The following is a 24,135-nucleotide window of genomic DNA, read 5'->3' on the forward strand; positions in this document are numbered from 1 at the left end:
GTCAATCAGCTCAAGGCTGTTTACTTCTGGCAGACTGTTACCCGAAAGCAACCGACAGATTACTTCAAACAACATTGGTCTGCGTTTTTTGGCCTTTCGGCTCTGGGGCTATTATCCAGAGTTCACCTCCACTTGGCAACAAAGTACAACAAACTTTAACACTGCGTTTAATCATTCTTTCGATACATAAAAGACTGTTGCTGCGCCAGTGCATGGTATCTGGCGCCCCGAGCAGCTACAATTGCGGGTCTAGCGTATAAAGAACAAACCACCTTTCATGTCGCAGGCCAACTTGAAATCATCTTCTTTCCAGCTTCCAGAGACTCCGGGGCATAAAACCTTCTGGGGTCATTTAAGCCAGTCAACAAGCTCATACGCCATAGCCAGTGCCGCCCGGTCAACCCGCAGGCCGCTTCTGGTTATTACCCCGGATTCCGCTCAGGCCAATGCCCTTGAAGAAGAACTGAGTTTCTTCCTAAAAGGTGATCGGTCCACCCGGATTCTGCACTTTCCCGACTGGGAGATACTGCCCTACGATGCTTTTTCTCCCCATCAGGACATCATTTCCCAGCGGCTGAAAACCCTGTATCGACTGCCTCGCAGCGAAAAGACCCTGCTGATCATCTCGGTTTCCACCCTGCTGCACCGACTCTGTCCCCGGGATTATCTGGAATCCAACTGTCTGGTTTTGAAGCGGGGTGAAACCTTTGTACTTGCCGAGAAAAGGCAACAACTGGAACAGGCGGGTTATCGTTGTGTTGAAACAGTCTACGAGCATGGTGAGTTCGCAATTCGGGGGTCGCTCATGGATATCTTCCCCATGGGTTCCGATACCCCCTACCGGATTGACCTGTTTGATGATGAAATCGATACCCTGCGAATTTTTGATCCGGAAAGCCAGCGCTCCATAGAACAGGTTGATCATATAGAACTGCTTCCAGGTCATGAATTCCCAATGGACAAGACCTCCAGAGATCGCTTCCGCAGTCTGTTCAGAGAAGCGTTTGATGTGGATCACCGTGAGTGTCCCGTGTATCAGGACATAGGACAGGGAATGGCAAGCCCGGGTATTGAATACTACCTGCCCCTGTTTTTCGAAAAGACAGCCACGCTGTTTGATCATTTGTCCACTGACACAACGATCATTCAATATCAGGGCGTGCAGGAAGCGATTGAACACTTCTGGCAGGATCTGACGGATCGCTACGAAAACCGGAAAGTCGATAAACACCACCCGCTTCTGCCTCCCGCAAAGGTTTTAATGCCTTCAGAAGAAATCAACCGGGCTCTGAAACAATACCCGCGTATTATCCTGTCAGCTGAGCATGTTGATGCCCCGGACAGCTTCAACCTTGATCACCAGTCATTACCTGAGCTGACCCTGAATGCCCGAGCCGACCACCCTTTAAAGCCTCTTGAAGACCTGATCGAGTCAGGACCAAGGGTTCTTCTGGTGACCGAGAGCGCGGGTCGCAGGGAAGTCCTGCTGGAAATGCTGGCCCAGTCCGATATTCGCCCCGATACATTCAACAGCTGGGATACCTTCCTGAGCAGAAAAGAGACGCTGGGGATTACCCTGGGTACTTTAGCATCAGGATTCTTTCTCAAAGATCTGAATATTGCCCTAATTCCGGAATCCCTGCTTCTGGGCCAGAGAGTTATGCAGCGCCGCAGGCGAAAAGGCGATACCCAGACCGATACCGATCAAACCATCCGTAACCTGACCGAGCTGAGAGAAGGTGCTCCAGTGGTCCATATTGATCATGGCGTAGGACGCTATCGTGGTCTTCAAACCCTGTCCGTTGATGATCAGGAAACCGAATTCCTGACCCTGGAATACGCCAGCGAAGCTAAACTCTACATTCCTGTCGCTTCTCTGCATCTTATTGCCCGTTACACCGGCACGGATGATGAGCTTGCTCCTCTGCACCGTCTTGGCAGCGAACAATGGTCCAGGGCTCGTCGCAAAGCGGCTGAGAAGGCCAGAGATGCTGCAGCGGAGCTACTGGATATCTACGCCCGACGAGAAGCCAGAATGGGCTTTGCCTTTTCGGCACCGGATCAACAGTATCATGCATTCACGGCCGGCTTTCCGTTTGAGGAAACACCGGACCAACAGCAGGCAATTATCAATGTCATAAAAGACATGTCTGAGGGTAAACCCATGGACCGACTGGTCTGTGGTGATGTCGGTTTTGGCAAGACAGAAGTGGCTATGAGAGCAGCCTTTCTGGCAGTCCAAAGTGGCAAGCAAATAGCGATCCTGGTCCCGACCACCCTGCTGGCTCAGCAGCATTACGAAAGCTTTCGTGACCGTTTTGCCGACTGGCCCGTTGAAATCGACGTAGCCTCACGTTTCAAATCGGCAAAGCAAATTCAAGGACTCAGGGAGAAAGTCGCAGAAGGCAAACTGGATATCATTATTGGTACCCACAAACTGATTCAGGGTGATTTCAAGTTCAAAAATCTGGGCCTGTTGATTATTGATGAGGAGCACCGCTTCGGAGTCAGGCACAAGGAAATGCTGAAATCCCTGCGTTCCGAAGTTGATATTCTGACTCTGACGGCTACCCCGATCCCACGGACACTTAATATGGCAATGTCGGGTATTCGCGACCTGTCAATCATAGCCACGCCACCTGCACGACGGCTGTCAGTTAAAACCTTTGTTCGACAAAACGATCAATTACTGGTCAAAGAAGCCATTCTGCGTGAGCTATTGCGCGGCGGTCAGGTCTATTACCTGCACAACGAAGTTTCCAGTATCGAGAAAGCGGCTGCTGATTTGCGGGAGCTTATTCCTGAGGCACGTATTGCCGTCGGTCACGGTCAGATGCGTGAAAGAGAGCTGGAGCAGGTCATGTCCGACTTCTATCACAAACGACATAATATCCTGGTCTGTACTACCATCATTGAGACAGGTATTGATATACCGAATGCCAATACCATTATCATCCACCGATCGGACAAGTTTGGCTTGGCACAATTGCACCAGTTGAGAGGTCGGGTCGGTCGATCTCATCATCAAGCCTATGCTTATCTCTTGACACCTTCACCAAAATCCATGACCAGGGATGCTCTGAAAAGACTGGAAGCCATTGCCGAAGCCCAGGACCTGGGAGCTGGCTTTATGCTGGCATCCAATGACCTGGAAATACGGGGAGCGGGTGAGTTGCTGGGTGAAGATCAGAGTGGGCAGATTCAGAATGTTGGCTTTACACTCTATACCGAAATGCTTGAGAAAGCAGTGGAAGCGATCCGAAAAGGTGAAACACCGGACCTGGACAAACCTTTACAGCAAGGCAGCGATGTGAACCTGCGGTTACCCGCACTGCTTCCGGAGGACTATATTCATGATGTTCATAACCGACTGATTCTCTATAAACGAATTGCTGCAGCGAAAAACGACGAAGATCTGAAAAACCTTCAGGTTGAACTGATTGACCGATTCGGCCTGTTGCCGGAACAGACCAAGAACCTCTTTCGGCAGACCCGTCTCAGGTTAAGAGCCGAGAAAATGGGTATCATTAAAATTGATGCCGGTGCCAGCAGTGCCCGAATCGAATTTAACAGTCAACCGGACATTGACCCCATTGCGATCATTCAGCTGATTCAATCTGAGCCGCACCTATACAAACTGGAAGGTAGCAGCGTGTTGAAGTACAGTGGCTCCATGGAAAAAGGCGAAGCACGATTCAAGCTGCTTGAGCAACTACTGGATCGACTGGCCCCATAAGAGTGAGAAGCAGTCATGCGTCTTTTCGATCAATGTCTGCTTCATATGGCTCTGAGTCCTCTAAAACTGTTTACGAAACGGCATGACCACACTTTTGAAGCCCACTGTTCAGATACCTCAGCACTGGCGCACCGCTGCACACCAGACTGAAGGTCAAAGAGTTTCAGGATTAAGCAGGGATTTTATGAAACGCCTTGAGCTGAAAAAAACGACTGTTAATCACAATGTCACCTTCGGCATGATTCAAAAAGCGATCGGTACCCTACTTCTGGGCACAGTCTCCATAACGGCCATTGCCAGTGAGGATACTCAGTGGTACCAGGCTGACATGATTGTATTTTTGAACGAGCAGAGTACGAGTGACAATGAGAAATGGCCTGGTATTACCGCTCACCCTCTTCCCGCTGACGCCATTAAGCTAAAATCCTACAACTCCGGGACAGACGCAAAAGGAACCTCTTCTGATCTCACTGACTTTCTGGATCGTCCTGACAAAAAGCCTGCAACAGATCTGGAGCGGGATGCCTTTGTGTCCCTGCCCTACCCATCACACTTGTTGCAAAGTGAAAGCAGTGCCCTGTCCAAAAATGGTGGCTACCGGATTCTCGATCAAAAAGCCTGGCTGATGCCGCTCAGGGAAGGCAAAAGTTCGAGGCCAATCAGGATAGGCAACTACAACACACAAAGTAAAAAACCCAGTATGTTGGAAGGTACCGTTACGATCAGCTCCAGTCGTTATCTGCATGTAAAAGTTAATCTCTGGTACAGCGAACTGGCATGGGAAGCACTGGCAAAAAACATGGAGAATGTTCAGCCGCACCCGGAGTCTCAAAAGAAACCAACCCTGGATAAAAATCTGCAACTGGTCAGGGCACCTGACGGTCAGCCCATGAAGATTTCCCGTAATTTTCATTTGCAGGAAAGTCGCAGAATCAAAAACAGTGATGAGGTTCAGTACCTGGACAGCCCGGTCATCGGTGTTCTGTTCAAACTGACGCCCTATAAAAAGCCGGATAAACCTTTGCTACCTGAAATGGAAGCTGACCAGGAAAAAAGCCCGGAGCCAGGGATACTACCCGGAATTGTCGATCAGGAAGGCAGCTGATTCGGAGTAATACCCATCGTGCTTTCTAACCCGAGACAAGGCGGCGTGGAAAGTTCGATTGGTATAAAAAGAGCTGTCAGTGGCGCAGCTCTTTTTTCATGATAAAGCTGTTCTTGTCCTGGTTTGACTCATAGGTCACCTGATCCATCAGCTTGTTCACAATGTGTAGACCACGGCCACTGCACAACCAGGCTTCAGGATGCTCAGGATCAACGACCATTTCAGTCTTATTCTGCATGACATCGTCCGGAATACTGTGTCCCCAGTCGCTAACAGAAATATTCATCATGGTCTTGTCCAGATTGATACACACTTCCACCGGATGGCCCGCTTCATTTTCGTAAGCATGCTCAATGGCATTGTTGACAATCTCTACCAGACAAAGCTCTAGCCGATTAATTTCAACAGGAGAGAGAGTGGTCATGGCACAGACACCTCTGACCGCCATAGCCACCAGCGTTGTATTGGATAACTGGCTGTCGATTTCCAGCTTCAGCACCTGTGACATGTCAGCTCCCTTTAACAGCCTCAGCCACTGAACCATGGAGTTTGAACAATTTATCCATGGACGTTAGATCAAACAGATCTTGTACCGCAGGCTGTGCAGAAGCCAGACCGAGTGACCCGTTACCCGACAATTTCTTAAGACCCGCTACCAGCACGCTCAAGCCTGTGCTGTCCATAAAACGCACTTCGGCAAGATCGACAATCAGCTCGGATTTGCCCTCTTCAATCAGATCAAACACATAGGTTTTAAACGCTTCGGCAACGGAAGCATCGAGACGGGACTCATCAATCCGGACCACTGTAATCTGGCCTTCCTCGTAGTGTTCAAACGCCATGCCATCCTCCTGGCTTTCAGGGTTTCCATTCCAGTAACAGGTAGGTCACATCGTCATCGAAACGGTCCAGCTCACTCCAGTCTCTGACATTTTTCTCTACCTGGTCAACAACTGATTTTAAATCGTCATCTAAAGTATCTTGCAGGCATTGCAGCAAACGGGCCTCACCAAACTGTTGACCTTCAGTGTTTTCGCATTCTGTGACGCCGTCAGAATAGAGAAACAGACGGTCACCCGGCTGAAACTGCAAAGTGCAGGAGGTGTATTCCATATCCGGCATCATACCGATGGGCACGCCTCCACCCGCAACGGGCTCTACAATGGCTTTATCACGATGAATCCATAAGGGTTGCGGATGACCCGCCTGGGATAATGTGACTTGACCTGTGCGACTATTGATAAGTCCATAGGCAATGGTGAAATAAAGCATCGATTCCGGTGTCAGCTGAAACCGCCTGTTCAGTGAGGCCAGAACTTGTTCGGGCGCACGCACCTTATTGAATGGCTCATAATCCAATGTTTCCCTGACGATGGAGCCTCTGCCCGATGTTTCTGAGAGAATATTATTCAGAGTAAATGAAAAGAGCGCTGAGGGAATACCATGCCCGGCCACGTCCAGTTGATAGAACCCTAAGGTTTCACCATCAATAGCCTGATAACCAAACATGTCCCCGCCCAGTATTTTGCTGGGCTGGAAAAACCAGTCAAAAGAAACATGTTGTATGGTCGCCGGTTGAGCCAGCAAAACTTCCTGGGCTTTGGCCGCCGATTCAAGATCTTTTTCAACGGTCTGAATCGCTTCAACCAGGCGTGTATTTTGCAGCTCGAGCTGCCTCTCAAGTTCGATGATACGAATCCCTGCTTTCAGGCGGGCAGCCAATTCATCAAAATTAACCGGCTTGGCAAGAAAATCATCCGCCCCGTCATTCATGCCTTCAACAACTGCCTTATGATCTGCATTACCGGTGAGCAGGATAAAATAAATATAACGTCCAAGATCTGTTTTTCGGGTCTGCCTGAGCAGTTCCAGACCATCCATCTCAGGCATCATCCAATCGCTGATGATAATTCTGACATCCTGATGTTCCCGCAGAATCTCCAGAGCCTGTCTACCATTCTCGGCCTCGAGTACCTGGTGCCCCTGCTTTTTCAATACCACGGAGAGCATCAAACGCTGGTCACGAGCATCTTCAACGATAAGAATATTCATTCAGCCTTTATCGGCCGGGCCTTATTTCATCTTAATCAGTGGCTATCATTATCGGGTGAGTTACCTGACTCTGGTTCAGCATTCGCTTTATGAATCACTTTCATCACCGGATAGGCGAACTCCGCTCCTGCTTTTTGCACTGCAGAAGCAATGATCAACATGATGCTTTCCTGGACCCTGACAAAGTCCACTCTGCCCTTGGGAATGACATGCACCCGGACCTGACACTCCAGTGATGAATCCCCATATTTAAGAAACCTTGCATAGTGGGGCTCCGAACAATCCAGCTCGGGATGCTGAAGAAATTCTGTCGTGATCTGATTCATGACGGCGGGGATCTTGTCCAGATCCTCGTAGCGAATACCAAAGTTTTCAACAACCCGGCGGTTACGCATTCTGGATGGATTTTCCAAAACGATACTGGTGAAGACCGAGTTCGGGACAAACACGGGTCTGCGATCAAAATTTCTTATCTGGGTCAAGCGCCAGCCAATATGTTCTACATGGCCTTCTATCTGTCGGTCCGGAGAACGAACCCAATCGCCTTCTTTAAAGGGTTTATCCAGCATTAACATCAAACCACCAAAGAAGTTGGCCAACCATTCCCTGGCAGCCATACCCACAATCAAGCCGCCTACGCCACCAAAAGTCAGCAGCGCGGAGAGCGAATAGCCCAACTTTTGCGCCAGAATCATCACCGCCAGAACAATCAGAACGATATGAAAAAACCGTGACAGGGTTCTGGCCAGGTCGAGATCTTTATCTTGAACGCCCGAGATCTCGGCAATGTTCGGTAACTGCCTGATGAGTCTCAGCAGAAGCCAGAGTGGAAGTAATACTGAGCAGACAGCTTCTGATGTGGCCAGCCAGTCATGGCCTTCTTCTTCACTATGATCAACAAACCAGTGAGCGAGGTAAAAAAAACATAACAACCACGGAAGAAGCAACAACGGAGGACGAAAAGCTGAGGCCAGACAGGCTCTCACCGATTGATTCTCAGATTGAGCCCACCGACTGAGAAGGAAGTGGCTGAACCAGGAAACGATAACAGCAGCCACAAGCGCTGTCACTAAATCGACATTCTCCCCTTTAAGAAGACCCTCCCAAAACATTGCCTGCTCCTCGCACAAGAAAACCCCACGGTAAAGGAGATATCGGCCATCGCCTTCCCGGTTATATTCAGACCATTGAAATTATCCTCAAGGGATAAAAGCTGGACGAACATACTTTGATTTCAACACTGAAGGGTTGAAATCAATCTATCATAGCTCGTTCAGCCGTTTTTGCCGGTGTCTGTTTCAACTTGCCGAGCCACTCTTGCGGGACATCAAGCGTCCGGGTCGGGAAGGCAATATCAGCACCATGAGAATGGATAATAGCCATTATCCTGACCAGGACATCCTGTTTAACCCTGAGGTACTCTGCCCAGTCTCTGGTACATGTAAAGCAATAGACTAAAATATCGAGGCTGGAGGGTCCAAAGGCATTGAGCGATACGAGAAGAGTCTTATCGCTGGCGATTTCATCGTTGTCGTTCAGATACTGCCGTATTTCCTCGACGATCACCTCCACCTTCTGGCCATCCTGATACCTCAGGCCAACAGTTTCCTTGATCCTTCTATTTTCCATTCGCGATGGATTCTCAACAGAAATGCTGTTGAAAGTGGCGTTGGGAACGTAGAGTGGTCGCTTATCAAATGTCTTGATGCGGGTTTCTCTCCAGCCAATGTATTCCACAGTGCCTTCAATGTTTCTATCCGGCGAACGAATCCAGTCACCAACCCGGAAGGGTTTATTCAGGTAAATCATCAGACCACCAAAGAAATTGGCCAGCATATCCTTAGCGGCAAAACCGACTGCCAAACCTCCCACACCACCAAATGCCAAAAGACCTGAGATACTGTAGCCAAGTGACTGTAATACAGTCAGAAAACAGATGATGATGACCACAATTCTGCTTAATCTGCCAATCGCTACTACAGTCGTTGGATCATTAGACCGATCGCCTGCCAGTTCAGGATTCAGAAAGTTTCGCTCCAGCTGACGAATGAAACGGATAATGCTCCAACCCGCCAGAGTCAGGATAATGACATCCCTGAGATTATTCAGACCATCAATTAACTCAGAATCCGTAGCCTTGGCAGCTACACCAACAACCCAGCAGAAACCAATAACCCAGATCAGCAGGATCACAGGGGTTCTCAGTCCCCTGATAACGGCATCATTCCAAGGGGTAAGGGCTGCACGACCATCTCTGGAAAGATGAGCAAACACTCTGGACAAGATCAGATGGATAACGCCTGAAATCAACAGGACAATAACGGCCTGAATAACCCATTGAGGAATATCCAGTTCATGAAAAAAAGGGTGAGAAAGAGACATTATCAGACTTCCGGATAGAAAACGGGACACTTAACACTGAGAATGATTTCATTCCCACAAGGTTGAAATCATTCTATGGACGTTTTATGGCAGATCAGTTAAATCGTTCAGAAAGATAATCCAGTCTGTCCTTGCAACTAAGATAGCGATCCATGGTCACCAGCTCTTCCAGAGCTCGACCGCCACGGGCCTGAAGAGATGAAAGATCAGGCGTAGAGAAAGAAGACCGTTCAAGCCAGGGCAGAACTTCCCGGACACCCTCCCTGCTGCTTAATAACAATAAATCACAACCCGCATTCAAGGCTTTTTCGACCCGGACAGTGTAACTTCCGGCTGAAGCTGCACCCTCCATGGTCAGACAGTCACTGATCACTAAGCCATTAAAGCCGATCTGTTCTCTAAGGATGTCTTTCAACCAGATTGATGAAAAACCACAAGGCTGATCATCTACTTCAGGAAAAACAATGTGAGCGGGCATAATCGCTTCTATGCCCTGCTCTATCAGAGCTTTGAATGGCACCATATCTTGCTGCTGGATGGCATCCAGCGCACGACTATCCCTGGGCAGGGTCAGGTGAGAATCTTCGTTAACACTGCCATGACCGGGAAAATGTTTACCTATACAGGGCATTCCTGATTCACGGACACCACTGAACCATGCACCGGCCAGTTTAATGACGGTTTCTGGCTCACAGCCGAAGGCACGGTCGCCCACTATATCTGTAAGACCCAGATTAAGATCCAGGACCGGAGCCAGACTCATGTCAAGGTCGCAGGAGAGTATTTCTTCAGCCATAAGCCAGCCACAATCCTCAACCAACTCCAGGGCTTTCTGGGGATCACATTTGAAATAGCTGGCATAACGCTCTGCAGGCGGCAAACGGGTAAAATCGTTTCTGAAACGCTGAACCCTGCCACCTTCCTGATCCACCATCAGAATCAGGTTTTGTCTGATGCTTCTTATGTCTCTGACCAGATCACACAACTGTTTACGATCGTGAAAATTCCGGGCAAAAAACAACACGCCGACAACACCGGGATGCAGGAGTAATTCCCGCTCTTCAGGCTGGAGGGTCTGACCTTCAAGGTCGATTATCAGAACGCCATTATTTTTCGCATTGTTATGATCATGCCTGTACATACTTTTCTTGCTCTCCTGACCCGTCTGAATGCGATAAAACTACTTTGGCAGAATATCAATAGTAGTTCCCGGAAGAACCCGGTCAAATAAATCAATCATGTCACGACCATGCATCCTGATACAGCCTCTTGAACCCGGCTCGCCCATCACAGCGGTATCGGGTGATCCGTGGATATAGATGTAGCGTCGCATGGTATCGACCTTTCCCAGACGGTTGTAGCCGGGTTCAAGACCGCTTAACCAGAGAATTCTGCTTAAAATCCAGTCCCGACGTTCAGAGTATTGTTGTAATAGTTCGGGTGAATAGATCTCACCCGTGTATCGCCTTCCCACAAAAACCGCATGGAGAGGGAGGCCCTTACCGATTTTCGCACGAATAATATGACGCCCCAGTGGAGTCTGCCAGCTACCTTCCTGCTGCCCTGTTCCTTTACTGGCGGTGGATACAGAGTAACAAATCGTTTCTGCACCCTTTTGCAGCAGCTCCAGAGTCTGCGAGGCAATTCTAACATTAATGTGCACAGATGAATCTCGTATTGACTGGTTTCGCTTTGGCTCAGGCTCGAGAGCCAGCAACTCGAATAAACATTATCGACCATTCTTATAGGTGGCATGAGCACGCAGACCAGCTGCCATAAATGGCACCATTCTTCTCATAATGTTCTCAAGATTGTCATCAATGTCATAATCTCTCTGGGCAATGGAGAGAAGTGCATCGGCGCCAGATACGGAAAAGACAGCAGAGCCAAGACTGAAATAGGTACGCCAGAATTTATCGGCTATCGGAAGGTCAGGACAGGCCCTGAACAACAACTCAAAGTATCGGCTGAAGACGGTTCCATAAGTTTCCGTCAGATAACGCTTCAAATGCCCCTGGTTCTGTGTGAAAGCCAGCCCCATGAGTTTCATAAAAATAGAGATGTCATCGGGCCTTCTGGGTTTTACAGCAAGAATATGGTCAACAAGTATCTCAAGCACAGCCTCAAGATCAGGTGGCTCACTCTGATCGGACCACTCATCCAGAGTGGTATCCAGCCCTTTCATAAAGGGGTCCAGAAAACGGGCAAAAACCGCCTGTATCAGCGCTTTTTTGGAACCAAAGTGATAGTTCACTGCAGCCAGATTAACCCCTGCCTGTTTTGTAATGGTTCTTAAGGAAGTCTCTGAGAAGCCATGTTCAGCGAAGAGCAGTTCGGCTGAATCCAGAATTCTTTCGACAGTTGAAAGTTGTGCCATGGTACAAAGAATTTTATAAGTTTATTAAACGACTGTGTAGAACCTACGTATCTGGCCCCGAACTGTCAAGGCTGCTGCAGCTTGAGTCGACTTCAAGTCAACACTTCAAGCCAATGCTCTGGACGACCTTGCATACCCTTTAGCTTACCCTCTACAACACGACCCTATGGTGGAGCTAATGTCAAGAAAATAAATCAATAATTTAAGTCAAGTCCTGCATAGCAAGGAATACGGGAAAGCTCTTGCTTTGAGGGCATTCATGTTTGGGCTATCAACGGGACGGAGAAATATGTGGTAGGCATCACGGAAAGCCAGTCGACAATCATTTTTATTTTAGGGTCTATTTACCAATCGATTTATTCCTAATGGGGGTGGTGAATGTCGGATTCAAATTTTGGGCATTTTTTACGAGTCCATGTATTCCTGATAGGGGTGGTGAAAGGCGGCAGGAAAGTCTCTGCTTTCACATACAAGGAAGCTGCTCAACTTCTGGACAGATAATGCGAAACGTGAACACCCTGCACGAGATGGTTGTTCAGGGCTACAAGATTAGGTCTTTGTGCCGTGGGTGGGGCTTAATGTCTACCCTAAGTAGAATGTAAGCGTTCAAGCAGGGTATAGACTCCCCCTACTTATCGAGATCGGATTTTAACGGATTGGCCCCGAATTTCTCTTTCCAGATTCGTGGGATTAGCTCCCGGATATCTCGAGCCGGATGGTAACTGATGCGCTGAAGCACATCGACGAAGTACTTGTATGGATCAATGCCTGCAAGAAGACAACTGACGATTAACGTCTGGAACACGGCAACATTGTCTGCTCCTTCTTCTGTCCAGCAAAAAAGCCAGTTTTTTCTCCCCATCGGGATACACCTGAGACTTCGCTCCAGGTGATTCGTATCAATGGCGACATCCGGATTATCCAGATAAAGCCGTAGCTCTTTTTCCCGTTTGTTCACGTAGCCAAGAGCCTTGCTCAATGGGTTGCTTTTCACCAGATTCAGGCGACGAAGTTGTTCTTCATGCCAGTTAAAGAACTGATCAACCAGTGGCTTGCCATTCTGTTGGCGGTATTCCCGCTTTGCTTCGCCTTGCAGCTCAGCTTTGCGGATTTCGTCTTCGACTTGATAGATCGCACCTATGCAGTCCAGCGCCTCTTTTGCGGCTTCTGGCTCGACCTCTTGTGACTTAACGAAGTATCTCCTGCTATGTGTCCAGCACTGGGCATGGATGATTTTGGGGTATTTCATGCACAGGCGGTCGTATTCCGAATAACCATCGGTCAGCAAGACCCCCTTATACTCTTTCAGATAAGGTTCTACGACCCTGCCAGAACGAGTGGTGGAGAAAGTAAAAGCTATCTCATTCTGGTCTCCGTAAAAACACCAGAAGTAGCCTCTTTGCATCTTGCCCTTGCTTTTACGGCCCGCTTTTCCGGGCGTTTCATCCAGAGTGAGGACACGACTTTCCAGACAGCTGTTGAGCACTTCGTCAGCGATGGGTTTGAGTAAGTGCCCGGCACGCTGCTCAAGATGTGTCAGGGTTCCACGGCTGATAGTAATACCACTGGACTCAAGTTTCTGATGCTGGCGGTAAAGCGGTGCGTGAAAGCGGTACTTCTCTACCAGCAGACCTGCGATAAAGCTGACATCGGCAAAGCTGCGATCAAATAATCCTGATGGTGCGGCTACCGTTGTTAGCGTCTGGCTGGGCTTATGGCGAACGACTTCGCGCTGATATTTCAGGATGACATAGCTGGCAGGGCGCTGCGCCAGCCGATAGGTGTACTTGTAGTCAATGATTTCGTACTGGTCTGCGTCTTCACCCTTCATTTCTGCAGCAGGCATCGGGATGAGTTCAACCGGTACATCTTCAGTAAAGCGCAGCCCCTGATCGGTCACACAGTCTTCAGGGCGATTCTTTTTCCGCCGTTCGTAAGTGATGGTTTCTGTGGGAGTTTCCTGCTCTTCAGGCTTGTCCTGAAGGATTTCTCCCAGCGCCAGCTGGTCCGGATTCTCAATCAGGCGCTTTTCGGATTTTTCACCAAATAGCTGATGTTTAAACCAGGCCAGCTGATGTTTAAGAGAAGCTATTTCCTGATCACGCTCCGACAGCAAGACCAGGATCTGCTGGAGCAGGTCCTGGTCAGTGGTGCCGGGGGTCGAAACAGGTAATTTCATGGCGGTTAAAGATAGACCTTTGACTCTCCTTTTGTGTAACGGGACGGTTGATGTTTGTAGCGTTTATATTGCTGAACGCAGCGGGTATCAATGCCTTCAAGGATGAGCTTCAGATCTGTCCACGCCATTGTTTGCTTGATGGATTTGCCTGCATGAGTATGAAACTGACCCTGTTCCAGTCGTTTGCTCCAGATACAGTATCCACTGCGATCAAAATACAGCACCTTGCACTGGGTTTGTTTGCGGTTGATGAAGACAAACAGCTGGCCGCTGAGTGGGTCTTCTTCAAGTTTGTTTCTCACCAGGGCAGACAGGCCGTCGTAGGATTTACGCATGTCGGTGGGCCGGTTGTAGAGCCAGATCCGAACCTGAGATTCTGGAAAAAACATGATCAGCGACGCATACGAAGAATAACACCACCGGGCAGCTCAAGTTCCAACTGCCAGTTTAAGCTGGCTGGAGGTTCAGTCAGCCCGTTTGGGACTTCAACCCATTCCGGGGCAGAAGCCTGAGCGATATCAAAGGAGTCAGTGTTGTCGTTATCCCTGAGTTTGCGCTTCCAGTTTGTGAATGTTGCCAGGCTTATGTTTTGAGTTTGGCAAAAAGCTTTCTGGCTCAAGCCACTGGCTATTTGCTGATCAATGATCTGTTGCCACTGCTCAGGGTTGAGACGGGTAAAGGGTTTTGTCAGTTGCTTCACGTTAGGTATCTCCTGCGTTGTTTGCAGGGGAAAGGCTGGCAGTCAGGTTGTGATTTTTGAAGACGTCCTCAAATGAGCGGTTACAGTAGAATCGCTTGCCCGCAAGATCATCCATACTGTTGTTGGTCACTGGATAATGGTTGAAAACAGGAAGTTCTGCAAAAGCCGCTGAAATAGATAGAAAAAAAACGCATATACGAATGTTATTTAAAAAGATGATTCTCATAGCGATTACCTTTTCAGACTCTATGTAGATAAAAAAAACCTCCTTGATTTTAGACGGTCATTTGAGGTTCAGCTCGAACCAGATAATAAATTAATGGATTCATGACCATGATTTTCATTGGGTAATGTTTTTGTACGAAAACTATCTGATTAATCAGTATAATGCCCTGAGTGTTTTTGGTTCATTGAGCCTGTCATGTAACTTGGCAAAACCAATCCGATCATCTGTTTTATCGAAAACGGTGTAAAACGCTCTCATGAATGGATTTCCAAGGATCCAAGATTCATTATTAATTCCGGGCATTTCGTCAATTCCAGCATGACATTCAACCATTCCAAAGCAGTTTTGCTCTTTGACTACATAAATTTGTGGGGGAACCTCATAGATATGGCCACCAATGGAGACCTTCAGAGGTGGAAGTTGGCTGACGTTTGAGCAATCTGATTTCACATCAAGAGATTCAAGAATGGATTCGACGTCTTTTTCTGGCCCATAAATATAAAGTGCCCCTGTATCAATATGGGCTTTGCATTGTCTTTCTTGACAGCTTAGGAGAATATTTTTTGCTCCGACTGAGATGCCGTCAAAAGAAATATCGTAATAAGGATGTTCACCATCGATAGCTATCAGGGAGTGCCAGTATATAGGCCCCTGATAATAGAAAGGGTCGGGCTCACCGATAATCATAACACTACCGCCCTTGTTGGTTTTTTGGGACAGGTAGAACGAAAAGACAGCTTTATCGATCAAACCCTGTTTTAGGGCATTGTCTAACCATGATGGGATGATACTATTGCTCTTAAAGCCCAAGCCTAAAACGCCATCGAACGGATGGTCCTCGATATCATCTGAAATAACGTCGGCTACAGCAAATCCCTGAGATACTACCTTTATGCCACCGAGAGTAATATCATCATAACCGAAGATACCAGATATTTTACCTCTGGCGTAACTTAGGTTCAGTCTGTGGCTAGTGCGTACAAACGAGCTGCTGCTTTGTGGATCAAAACGTTTTTTGTCAGAGCAGCTGTTAGAACCACATGTTGTACCAGGAACCCAGATATAACTTGATCCGGTATCTAAAAGAACTTTAAATACCTGATCGTCAGATCCAATTTTTATCTCGCCGTAATACTGCGTATTACCGAAGTTGTGTAGTAATGTCTTTCCTTTAGCCATTTCTGGTCCATAAATTTTCAAATAAAGTCGCCTACCGGGAAGGTCACCCATATTGCTGCTGCTTACTGGAATGCGGTTAAAAACAGGAAGATCTGCAAAAACCGCTGAAACAGATAGAGAAAAAATACATATAAAAATATTTTTTAAAAAGAGGTTGTTCATAACAATTACCTTTTCAGACTCCATGTAGTGCCTGCCCGAAAACCCACAAATGATTCGATTCAGTAGGCAGCAGCAAAAATTTTTGTTTAAAATTCAGCCTACTCATCTGTGGGTGCTACTTTTTGGTTTATTTCTGTTCAGCGGCTCTGTCGCCACAGGCTTTCATGCTGCTCCGAAAACAAAGTGGTTGCCCACTCTATCAACTTGCAAATAGCATCTCTGAGCAGGTTGATATCCGTCGGAAAGTGAACATTGGTTTTTACGACGATCGAGTCAGCGCGGGCGCGTGGCCTCTCTTCTTTTTTTTACCAATTCACGGCCAGCATTGACGACGACCTGATTGTTCTGGTCCAGAATTTCCGGTGTGAACAATGAGATGTTGTCTTGCAGGGTTTGCAGTTTGTACTGGTGTTCACTAAGACCCATGGCCTGGAATCTTTCGGTGAGTTCCATGCTCGTTAGCCAGCTCAAGAAGCCGGTCGTAGTCGCAGTTAATGACCAGCCGCAAGGCGCCAAAAACCAACACCCTCCAGGGATCCATTCCGGGACGCCCGTTACCTTGGTCGGCAGCTATCATACCCTGAAGCACGTGAAAAACCTGATTCCTCAACTCGATATTTGTCCAGATATATTGCAATGCCAGGAGCAAGCGGGGAGTGTCATCCCTTGACCTGAGATTGAATGTAATGGCAGAGATATCAACCTCGTCAAGCTGCATTTGTGGATTAATGGTCTGGCGCATAAGTTCGGGAACGTCCTGTTGTGGAAAACCTTCGTTCCTTAAATTAGGCTATAAGCCGCTATTTTCAAGTATTTGAGGGTTTTCGGACGGGCACTAATTATATTGCGACTGTATACGAATGAGCTGCTGCTTACTGGACTGTGGTTAAAAGCAGGAGATACCACAAAAGCCGCAGGAATGGATAGAGAAAAAAAACATATAAAAATTATTTTTAAAAAGATATAGAAGGTCTTCTGCATTCAAACGCACCACTTTATTGCAGGGAGCAAGGCGTTATCGTAACTGACTAACCGGTTAGTGATTTGTGAAAACAAATTGTTAACTATTAGATGTGAATGGCTGCATCCTGACTCACGATTTACAGCTATATCAAAGCGTGGACGCATTGAGTTCACTCACTATTTAGTCATCAGGAAAGGAGTTTAGCCTATGCAACCTCTCGGATATTCAATAGAACAAACCTCACTGCCAGCGCAGCCATTAAACCTGCCAGACACATCCTCCAAGATCACCGTAGTGGCTTCCGACGTCGTTAAAAATCTGCTGGATAGAGTAAAAATCTCGATTCTGGACTTTACCGGCAAATCAAGTATAGCGCTGTCTTCTGTTGGCCTGGCTGCCAGTCTTGGCATGCTTCTGGCGAGCATGGATGATAAAGACAAGAAGGCAATGATTCTGGGAATCCCCGTAGAAGCCTTAACGGATGAGCTGGAGACTGAAATCCACAAAAAACTCGGCCAGCTCAGTGTAAACCACGCTTACGTTAAGCATCCTGATCAAAAACAGGCAATCTCTTGCACTAACTTTATAGCGACTAAAGATGCCACCAGGGATAAGCAGTTTGAAAAGAGGCTGTCTGAATGTTATCAAACCGAAAAACTGGAGTGTCATGTCAGTCCTGTCAGTTGCGTAGCGGACGTTACAGAAACTTACATTAATGAGAAATCCAATGGCAAAATTAACAGCTTGTTTGATGGTTATTCTGAAGCTCAACGGCATGAAATTACAGCAGCCATAGTCAATGCGATGAGTTTCGATTTCCAGGGCATCTGGGAGACAAGTGCATCTTCAGATAAAATCACCACGGGCAATTTTATATGTACAACTGAAATTGATTTAAAGAAAGTTAAGATGATGAGTACAACTGATAATTTTCCAATTGCTGACAACGGACAATTCATTGCCATTGCCAAAGAGTTAAAATCTATAAATGGAGAAAACCTTAGATTGGTCGCAATAAAACCGCGTGTTGAATCTACGTCCGCAATTACATTCCTTGATTCTGAAACAATTGATCACCTGATTAAAAGATTAAATGATAATAAAATGACATTAAACGTAAAGCTACCAAAAATAAACATGGAAACTTGTGAAAACCAATTATTCAAAAGAATTCATCAGGCATGTGAAATCAACACATTAGTAGCAGGAGATTTATCAAAATTAGGCGAACAGGCAGACCAAAATTTAAATATGATTCAGAAGATTACAGTAACCGTTGATGAACAAGATGCTTGCAACCCAGTTACCAATACCGAAAAAACCACCGTAAAAGACGATCCTGAAACCCCTGACTTTGAATTTCTCTGCCCTGGCTACATTGGCATTGTAGACTCAGAAGGTAATCGGTTGCTTGATTTGGTCATTAAGGATGACAGATTTTTGGAAACAGTGGAAAACCCGGACTCTGACGACCTGATGTTTGATAGCTTTGATGACTCTGATAGCGATGATGATCTAACTCCCAAAAGAAACTATACATTTGATGCCAGATGGTACGCAGTTCAAAAAAGCGCAAATAATATAAAAAATATTGAAGACGCTATTGAAACCAGAATCAATGAGTTTCTTTCCAACCCTCTTCGCTATGGTGATATGACTATTTTAATACAACATAGATTTAACCAGGATGAAGAGCTTGAAATTATTAACGCTCGGGTAAAGTGCTTACCCGAAATAGATATCGATGTCGTTTCTTTGGATGACGCCAAAAAGCTTAAAAAAAGAATATTAGAATTAATTGGAGAAGAATATGAGGATTTACTTAGGCTTGAAGATTTTATCGAATATTTTAGAGTTGAAGTTCAATCTAATGCATGGGATGCTCTGCTGAAAAAGTTAACTGCTAGCAAATCGTGAATAAATATAATGCTAATTAAGTGGCTAAAATAACCTCTGGACAATCATAAACAAAGAGCCAAATCCGGTTTTTAATCACCTCCGGATATTTTTATTAACATAAGCCTGAAAGCAAACCAGACTCCATAATTTGGAAAATAGATAAGTTAAATTTTATGGCAGAACTTCGGAAAGAGAAACATCTGCCACGATAACGAGCCTCTATTGCAGGAAACAAAGTGTTATCGTAACTAACCGGTCAGTGATTTCTGAGAAAAGAAATAATTAAATATCAAGTACCAAGGGTAATACTGTAACCCGGGATTTATGGCTATTTGCTCAGCATGGAAGCAGTGAGTTTATTCTCACTAATTAATTTTTATCAAGAAAGGGAGAGTAGACTATGCAACCTATCAGACAATCAACCGAACCAATGCAATGGCAGACATCACAACCGCCAGTTAACTCCCTGGAGGTCTCCGAAAAGGCTTCTAATATTGTTACAAAACTGATCAGAAAGCTGTCACTCAAAATCCTGCCTAAGGCCGTCAATGACGACAAAAGCAAGGTAGTGTCTGCTACCAGCCTGGCACCGGTTCTGGGCATGCTTCTGGCGAGTATGGATGATAAAAAAAGGAAGGCATTGATTCTGGACATTCCCGTAGATACCTTAACTGATGACCTGGAGAATGCAATCCATAATAAACTCGGTGAATTCAGCGTAAAACACGCTTATAGTAAGGATCCTGATCAGAAACAGGCAGTCTCTTGCGCTGGCTTTATGGCTACTGAAGATGCCACCAGGGATGAGCAGCTTGATCAGAGGCTGTCTGAATGTTATCAAACTGAAAAGCTCGACTGTCATGACAGCTCCGTAGCACGCGTCGCAGGAAGTTACATTAATGAGAAAACCAATGGAAAAATTAAAAACTTGTTTGATTGTTATCCTGAAACTGAGCGGGATAACATTAAAGCGGCCATTGGTAGCGTGATACAATTCGATTGTAACTGGGAGAAAGCATTTTCTCCAAATGATACAGTCCCGGGCAATTTTCTTTGCGCAGATGGAACTCATATTAATGACGTAAAGATGATGCAGATGTGGGAAAATTGCCACTATTCCTATAACAGAACATTTGGCGCCATAGCCAAAAATTTCCGATCTGTGAATGGAGAAAACCTTAGATTTGTTGCGATATCACCCCGCGAAGAAAGTGCAACAGCAATTAACTACCTTAGTTCCAAAATAATCACTGATCTGATTAGCGATACAAGACATAATAAAGCGATATTTAATATAACGCTACCTAAAATAAACGTAGTAGAAAGTTGTGATATTCAATTACTCAAGATAATTTGCGAGGCATTTGGAACCGACGTAATAGTCGCACAAGACTTATCAAAATTAGGCAAACCGGAAAATAGTAATCTGAGTATTCTTCAGAAGACTGTACTATCCATTGATGAAGAAGGTGCTCAGAACAAGCTTTTGAGTGATGAAAAAATTTCTGTAAGGTGCTTACCCAAAGTAGGTAGCTTTGACTTTGTCTGTCCTGGTTACATTGCCATTGTAGACGAAAATGAAAATCGGTTGGTTGAGTTGATCATTAAAGATGGTCGCTTTTTTGAATTTGCTCCGGCCGAGACCATTTCTTCTGAAAGTTTGAACACTGATGACTGTAAAGCTGAAAGCAAAAGAGCTAAAATCGAAACCAATACAAATGGTAAGAAAAAGCTTGCTTCCAAAAAACGCGGAAAAAGCGGTAAAGCTACTATTGACTCTATAATAGAGCACTTATCTGATAAAACAAAAATCAAAAGTATTGATGCGAGTCCTCTAATACGTCATAGCTTTGATCCGAATGGGGAGTTTAATATCGAAAGTGCCTATTCAGGTAGATCTGATTTATCTATCAAAACTCGTACCAAGGAAGACGCTATTAAAATCAAAGATAAAATATCAGAATGGCTGGATTACAAACATGAATGTTTTGTTAAAGTTTTCGAGATCTCTGATGGCTCTCATGTAGAAGTTTCATTTGACGCATGGGATGCACTGTTTAAGAAGTTAAAATCTACACATTCATAAATAAAATGCCAAATCCGGAGATTAACCATCTCCGGTTTTTTTTAACAAAAGCTTAACCTGTAGTTGCCCCCACAGGTTAGACAAACGGACAATTAAAGTTTTCGGGCAGAGATACCTCCACTATGACAACCGGGCTCTATTGCAGGGAATAAGGTGTTATCGTAAATAACTAACCCGTCAGTGTTTTCTGAGAAAGGAAATACTTAAATATCAAGTACTAATGGCAATGCTGTAATTCATCATTTATGACTATTTGCAATAGCATGGAAGCAGTGAGTTTATTCTCACTACTTTGTATCAACCAAAGGAGAGAATACTATGCACTCATTTACCCCAACCGGAACAATTAGAACTTCAAGCCAGGCAATGCAATGGCAGCCATCTGATATGCCAGCAACATCCTTTGAGATCACCTCACAGGCTTCAGATATTGTTAAAAAACTGATAAATAAAGTGTCAATCGGGATCTTATGTACTCAGGATGCCAAGGACCACAAAAGCAAGGTGATCTCTTCTGTCAGCCTGGCTCCAGTACTGGGTATGCTTCTGTTGTGTATGGATGATAAAGCCAAAAAGGCATTGATTCTGGAAATCCCCGAAGAATCCTTAACTGATGAGCTGGAGACTGAAATCCATAAAAAACTCGGTGAATTCAGCAAAGACCACCCTTACGGAAGCCATCCTGATCAGTTGATCTCTTGCGCTAACTTTATTGCTTCTGCCTTTTGCGTCAGATTTGAGCAGTTTGAAAAAATACTCTCTGAATGTTATCTAACCCAAAAGCTGGAAGGTGCTTTCTGGGACGTAGCTGATGTCACAGAAGCTTTTGTTAAGGATAAAACCAAAGGAAAAATAGAAAAGTTGTTTGATGGGTTGAACGAAGTTAAAGCAGTAATTGGTAATGTAATAGATTGCCGGGCTGTCTGGGAGGATAGTTTTTCTCCAGATGAAACGGCTGCTGGACGTTTTCTATGTGCAAATGGAACTTGTATTGATAACGTCAAGATGATGTCTAAAACTGAAACGGTTCAATGTGCTTCTAACAGGAGATTTCGTGCCATCGCAAAGGAATTCCAATCTGTGAATGGAGAAGATCTTAAACTGGTCGCAATAAAGCCGCATAATAAAAGTGCCACAGCGATTGATAAACTTGATTCTGACACGATTAACGAGTTAACTGAACAATTAAATCATAGACAAGCGGAATATACGCTAACGCTACCCAAAATAAACATGGACAGTTGTGACACTCAGTTACTCAAGAAAATATGTAAGGTATTTGGAACTGACATAGTAGCGGGAGATCTAACAAAATTAGGCATTTCGGCAGATGATAATCTGGAGATGCTTCAGAAAATCATATTTTCTGTTGATGAAAAAGGTGCCAGCTGTGCGATGGCGACTGTTGCACAAATTCAAACAAGGTGCGAAAAACCTCGCTTTGATTTTGACTGCCCTGGCTACATTGCCATTTTAGACAAAAAAGGTAATCGGTTGATTGAGCTGGTCATTAAGGATGGCAGCTTTTTGGAGTGTGTTGGTGACCCTATAATCTCCACCGATGGAGAATCAGGCTCTAATAATCTGGCAAGTTTTAACAGTTTTTATATATCTGATAGCGAAGATGATAGTTTTTATAGCGAAGATGATAGTTTTTATAGCGAAGATGATCAAGAACCAGTGCATCGCAGTAAAATAGATTTACCCACAAAAATAAAGCTGGTAGAAAAAGACTTATCTGCAATAACACGCTTATCTTTTGACCCTCTTGAAACTATAGATGTGAGTGCTTTTATAAAAGACTGTTATAATCCGGATGGAAAGCTTGATATTAAAAGCGCTAAGGCAGATAATCACAGGCTAAATATGACAACATCTTCTTTCGATGACGCTAAAGATATCAAGAAAAGAATATTAAAATGCATTGGAGAAGGCTATAGTTGCTATGTTAATATTCACGAAAGAGCTACTCCTATTGAAGTAAGTGTTTTAATTAATCCTTGGAAAAAAATGATTGATCAAATAACTTCTGGATTTATCAGTTCTTATATTTCTGATAGCGAAGATGATAGTTCTTATAGCAAAGATGATCCAGAACCAGTGGATCGCAGTGAAATAGATTTATCCAAAAAAACAAAACTGGTGAAAAAAGACTTATCTGCAATAACACGCTTATCTTTTGACCCTCTTGAAACTGTAGATGTGAGCACTTTCATAAAAGACTATTATAATCCGGATGGAAAGCTTGATATTAAAAGCGCTAAGGCAGATAATCGCAGGTTAAAAATAACAACATCTTCTTTTGATAACGCTAAAGATATCAGGGAAAGAATATTAGAATCCATTGGAAAAGAATATATTGATTCTGTTAAGATTTATGAAAGAGCTAAACCTATTCAAGTAGATGTTCTAACTAATCCCTGGAAAAAAATGATTGATAAAATAACTTCAGGACCTACCGATTCTTATATTTCTGATAGCAAAGATAATCCTATAATTACAACTGCTGAAAAACAGAGCTCTGATAATCTGGAAACTCTTAACGATTATGATATGCCTGATAGCAAAGTTTATACATCTGATAATCAATTCACAATTGAGAAAGATGTAACCGATCTAACTTCGATGGATAGGATTAGTACTTTAATACAACACCACTATAATCCGAATAGCGAGTTTGATGTTCGGATCGATGTGGCAGATCATATGCAGCTAACACTCAATATGTCTTCTAAGGATGAAGTTATAGAGCTTAGAGAAAGAATATTAAAATCAATTGGAGATGAACATAGCAAATTTGTTAGGATACTCGGTCAAAATTCTCCTTTTGAATTAGAGGTTTCTTTTGAAGCTTGGGAAGCACTGCGCAATAAGTTAACTTCTAATCAATCATGAATCAATACAATGCCAAATCCGGAGATTAACCACCTCCGGATTTTTTATTAACAAAAGCTTAAACTATAGTGGCCCCATAGGATGGACAGACGGACAATTAAAGTTTTTCGGGCAGAGATACCTCCACTATGGCAACCAGGCTCTATTGCAGGGAACAAGGTGTTATCGTAACTAACTAACCGGTCAGTGATTT

At 45.0% G+C, this 24,135-nt stretch carries 20 protein-coding genes; 5 read left to right on the forward strand and 15 right to left on the reverse strand.

All coding sequences use genetic code 11. The annotated features are described in order from the left end of the window. Positions 1-292 precede the first annotated feature (292 nt). Complete coding sequence (gene mfd / locus ACO6VG_RS19000; RefSeq protein WP_422475134.1) at positions 293-3,736, forward strand: transcription-repair coupling factor; 3,444 nt, start codon at positions 293-295, stop codon at positions 3,734-3,736. A gap of 82 nt (positions 3,737-3,818) precedes the next feature. Further along, complete coding sequence (locus ACO6VG_RS19005; RefSeq protein ID WP_422475136.1) at positions 3,819-4,841, forward strand: CsiV family protein; 1,023 nt, start codon at positions 3,819-3,821, stop codon at positions 4,839-4,841. 76 nt (positions 4,842-4,917) lie between these two features. Here the strand turns inward: ACO6VG_RS19005 and ACO6VG_RS19010 are convergent, their stop codons facing one another. From ACO6VG_RS19010 to ACO6VG_RS19080, 15 genes are all read right to left on the reverse strand, one after another. Beyond that, the gene (locus ACO6VG_RS19010) at positions 4,918-5,349 is read right to left on the reverse strand and encodes an ATP-binding protein (RefSeq protein ID WP_422133758.1); all 432 of its coding nucleotides are present in this window, start codon (positions 5,347-5,349) and stop codon (positions 4,918-4,920) included. A 1-nt stretch (position 5,350) separates the two neighbouring features. Then, positions 5,351-5,683, reverse strand: coding sequence for an STAS domain-containing protein (locus tag ACO6VG_RS19015; protein WP_422137961.1), 333 nt, complete (start codon positions 5,681-5,683; stop codon positions 5,351-5,353). Between the two features lie 16 nt (positions 5,684-5,699). Next, entirely contained in the window at positions 5,700-6,893 is a 1,194-nt protein-coding gene (locus tag ACO6VG_RS19020) for a PP2C family protein-serine/threonine phosphatase (protein WP_422475138.1), read from the reverse strand. A 35-nt stretch (positions 6,894-6,928) separates the two neighbouring features. Next, a complete protein-coding gene (locus ACO6VG_RS19025; protein WP_422133761.1) occupies positions 6,929-8,005 on the reverse strand; it encodes a mechanosensitive ion channel family protein in 1,077 nt (358 codons plus the stop codon). A gap of 142 nt (positions 8,006-8,147) precedes the next feature. Next, entirely contained in the window at positions 8,148-9,275 is a 1,128-nt protein-coding gene (locus tag ACO6VG_RS19030; RefSeq protein WP_422133762.1) for a mechanosensitive ion channel family protein, read from the reverse strand. Positions 9,276-9,369: 94 nt separating this feature from the next. Beyond that, positions 9,370-10,416 (reverse strand): beta-N-acetylhexosaminidase, encoded by a 1,047-nt coding sequence (gene nagZ, locus ACO6VG_RS19035; protein WP_422412185.1) that lies wholly within the window; start codon positions 10,414-10,416, stop codon positions 9,370-9,372. 39 nt (positions 10,417-10,455) lie between these two features. Continuing rightward, on the reverse strand, positions 10,456-10,938 hold the full coding sequence (locus ACO6VG_RS19040) for a L,D-transpeptidase family protein (RefSeq protein WP_422475140.1): 483 nt from the start codon (positions 10,936-10,938) through the stop codon (positions 10,456-10,458). A 66-nt stretch (positions 10,939-11,004) separates the two neighbouring features. Then, positions 11,005-11,652, reverse strand: a complete 648-nt coding sequence (locus tag ACO6VG_RS19045) for a TetR/AcrR family transcriptional regulator (RefSeq protein WP_422133765.1) — start codon at positions 11,650-11,652, stop codon at positions 11,005-11,007. 628 nt (positions 11,653-12,280) lie between these two features. Further along, positions 12,281-13,831: an IS66 family transposase gene (gene tnpC, locus ACO6VG_RS19050; protein ID WP_422472703.1), complete on the reverse strand. Its 1,551-nt coding sequence runs from the start codon at positions 13,829-13,831 to the stop codon at positions 12,281-12,283. A 5-nt stretch (positions 13,832-13,836) separates the two neighbouring features. After that, positions 13,837-14,220 carry an IS66 family insertion sequence element accessory protein TnpB gene (gene tnpB / locus ACO6VG_RS19055; RefSeq protein WP_422452200.1) on the reverse strand — a complete coding sequence of 128 codons (384 nt, stop codon included), beginning with the start codon at positions 14,218-14,220 and terminating at the stop codon, positions 13,837-13,839. A 2-nt stretch (positions 14,221-14,222) separates the two neighbouring features. After that, positions 14,223-14,531, reverse strand: coding sequence for an IS66 family insertion sequence element accessory protein TnpA (tnpA, locus tag ACO6VG_RS19060; RefSeq protein WP_422452199.1), 309 nt, complete (start codon positions 14,529-14,531; stop codon positions 14,223-14,225). 1 nt (position 14,532) lies between these two features. After that, the gene (locus tag ACO6VG_RS19065; protein ID WP_422475142.1) at positions 14,533-14,757 is read right to left on the reverse strand and encodes a hypothetical protein; all 225 of its coding nucleotides are present in this window, start codon (positions 14,755-14,757) and stop codon (positions 14,533-14,535) included. A gap of 153 nt (positions 14,758-14,910) precedes the next feature. Then, positions 14,911-16,122, reverse strand: a complete 1,212-nt coding sequence (locus ACO6VG_RS19070; protein ID WP_422475144.1) for a pepsin-like aspartyl protease — start codon at positions 16,120-16,122, stop codon at positions 14,911-14,913. A 249-nt stretch (positions 16,123-16,371) separates the two neighbouring features. Next, positions 16,372-16,524 carry a hypothetical protein gene (locus ACO6VG_RS19075; protein ID WP_422475146.1) on the reverse strand — a complete coding sequence of 51 codons (153 nt, stop codon included), beginning with the start codon at positions 16,522-16,524 and terminating at the stop codon, positions 16,372-16,374. Next, complete coding sequence (locus tag ACO6VG_RS19080; RefSeq protein ID WP_422475148.1) at positions 16,514-16,840, reverse strand: hypothetical protein; 327 nt, start codon at positions 16,838-16,840, stop codon at positions 16,514-16,516. Before ACO6VG_RS19080 ends, ACO6VG_RS19075 begins: the two co-directional genes overlap by 11 nt. A gap of 429 nt (positions 16,841-17,269) precedes the next feature. Here ACO6VG_RS19080 and ACO6VG_RS19085 point away from each other — a divergent pair, with 429 nt between their 5' ends. The 3 genes from ACO6VG_RS19085 (at position 17,270) to ACO6VG_RS19095 (ending at position 23,942) form a co-directional block, all read left to right on the forward strand. After that, entirely contained in the window at positions 17,270-18,979 is a 1,710-nt protein-coding gene (locus tag ACO6VG_RS19085) for a serpin family protein (RefSeq protein ID WP_422475150.1), read from the forward strand. A 382-nt stretch (positions 18,980-19,361) separates the two neighbouring features. Next, a complete protein-coding gene (locus ACO6VG_RS19090) occupies positions 19,362-21,047 on the forward strand; it encodes a serpin family protein (RefSeq protein ID WP_422475152.1) in 1,686 nt (561 codons plus the stop codon). Positions 21,048-21,365: 318 nt separating this feature from the next. Beyond that, positions 21,366-23,942 (forward strand): serpin family protein, encoded by a 2,577-nt coding sequence (locus ACO6VG_RS19095; RefSeq protein ID WP_422410540.1) that lies wholly within the window; start codon positions 21,366-21,368, stop codon positions 23,940-23,942. Positions 23,943-24,135 lie beyond the last annotated feature (193 nt).

The organism is Endozoicomonas sp. ALB032 (assembly GCF_049310125.1).
Classification (GTDB): Bacteria; Pseudomonadota; Gammaproteobacteria; order Pseudomonadales; family Endozoicomonadaceae; genus Endozoicomonas_A.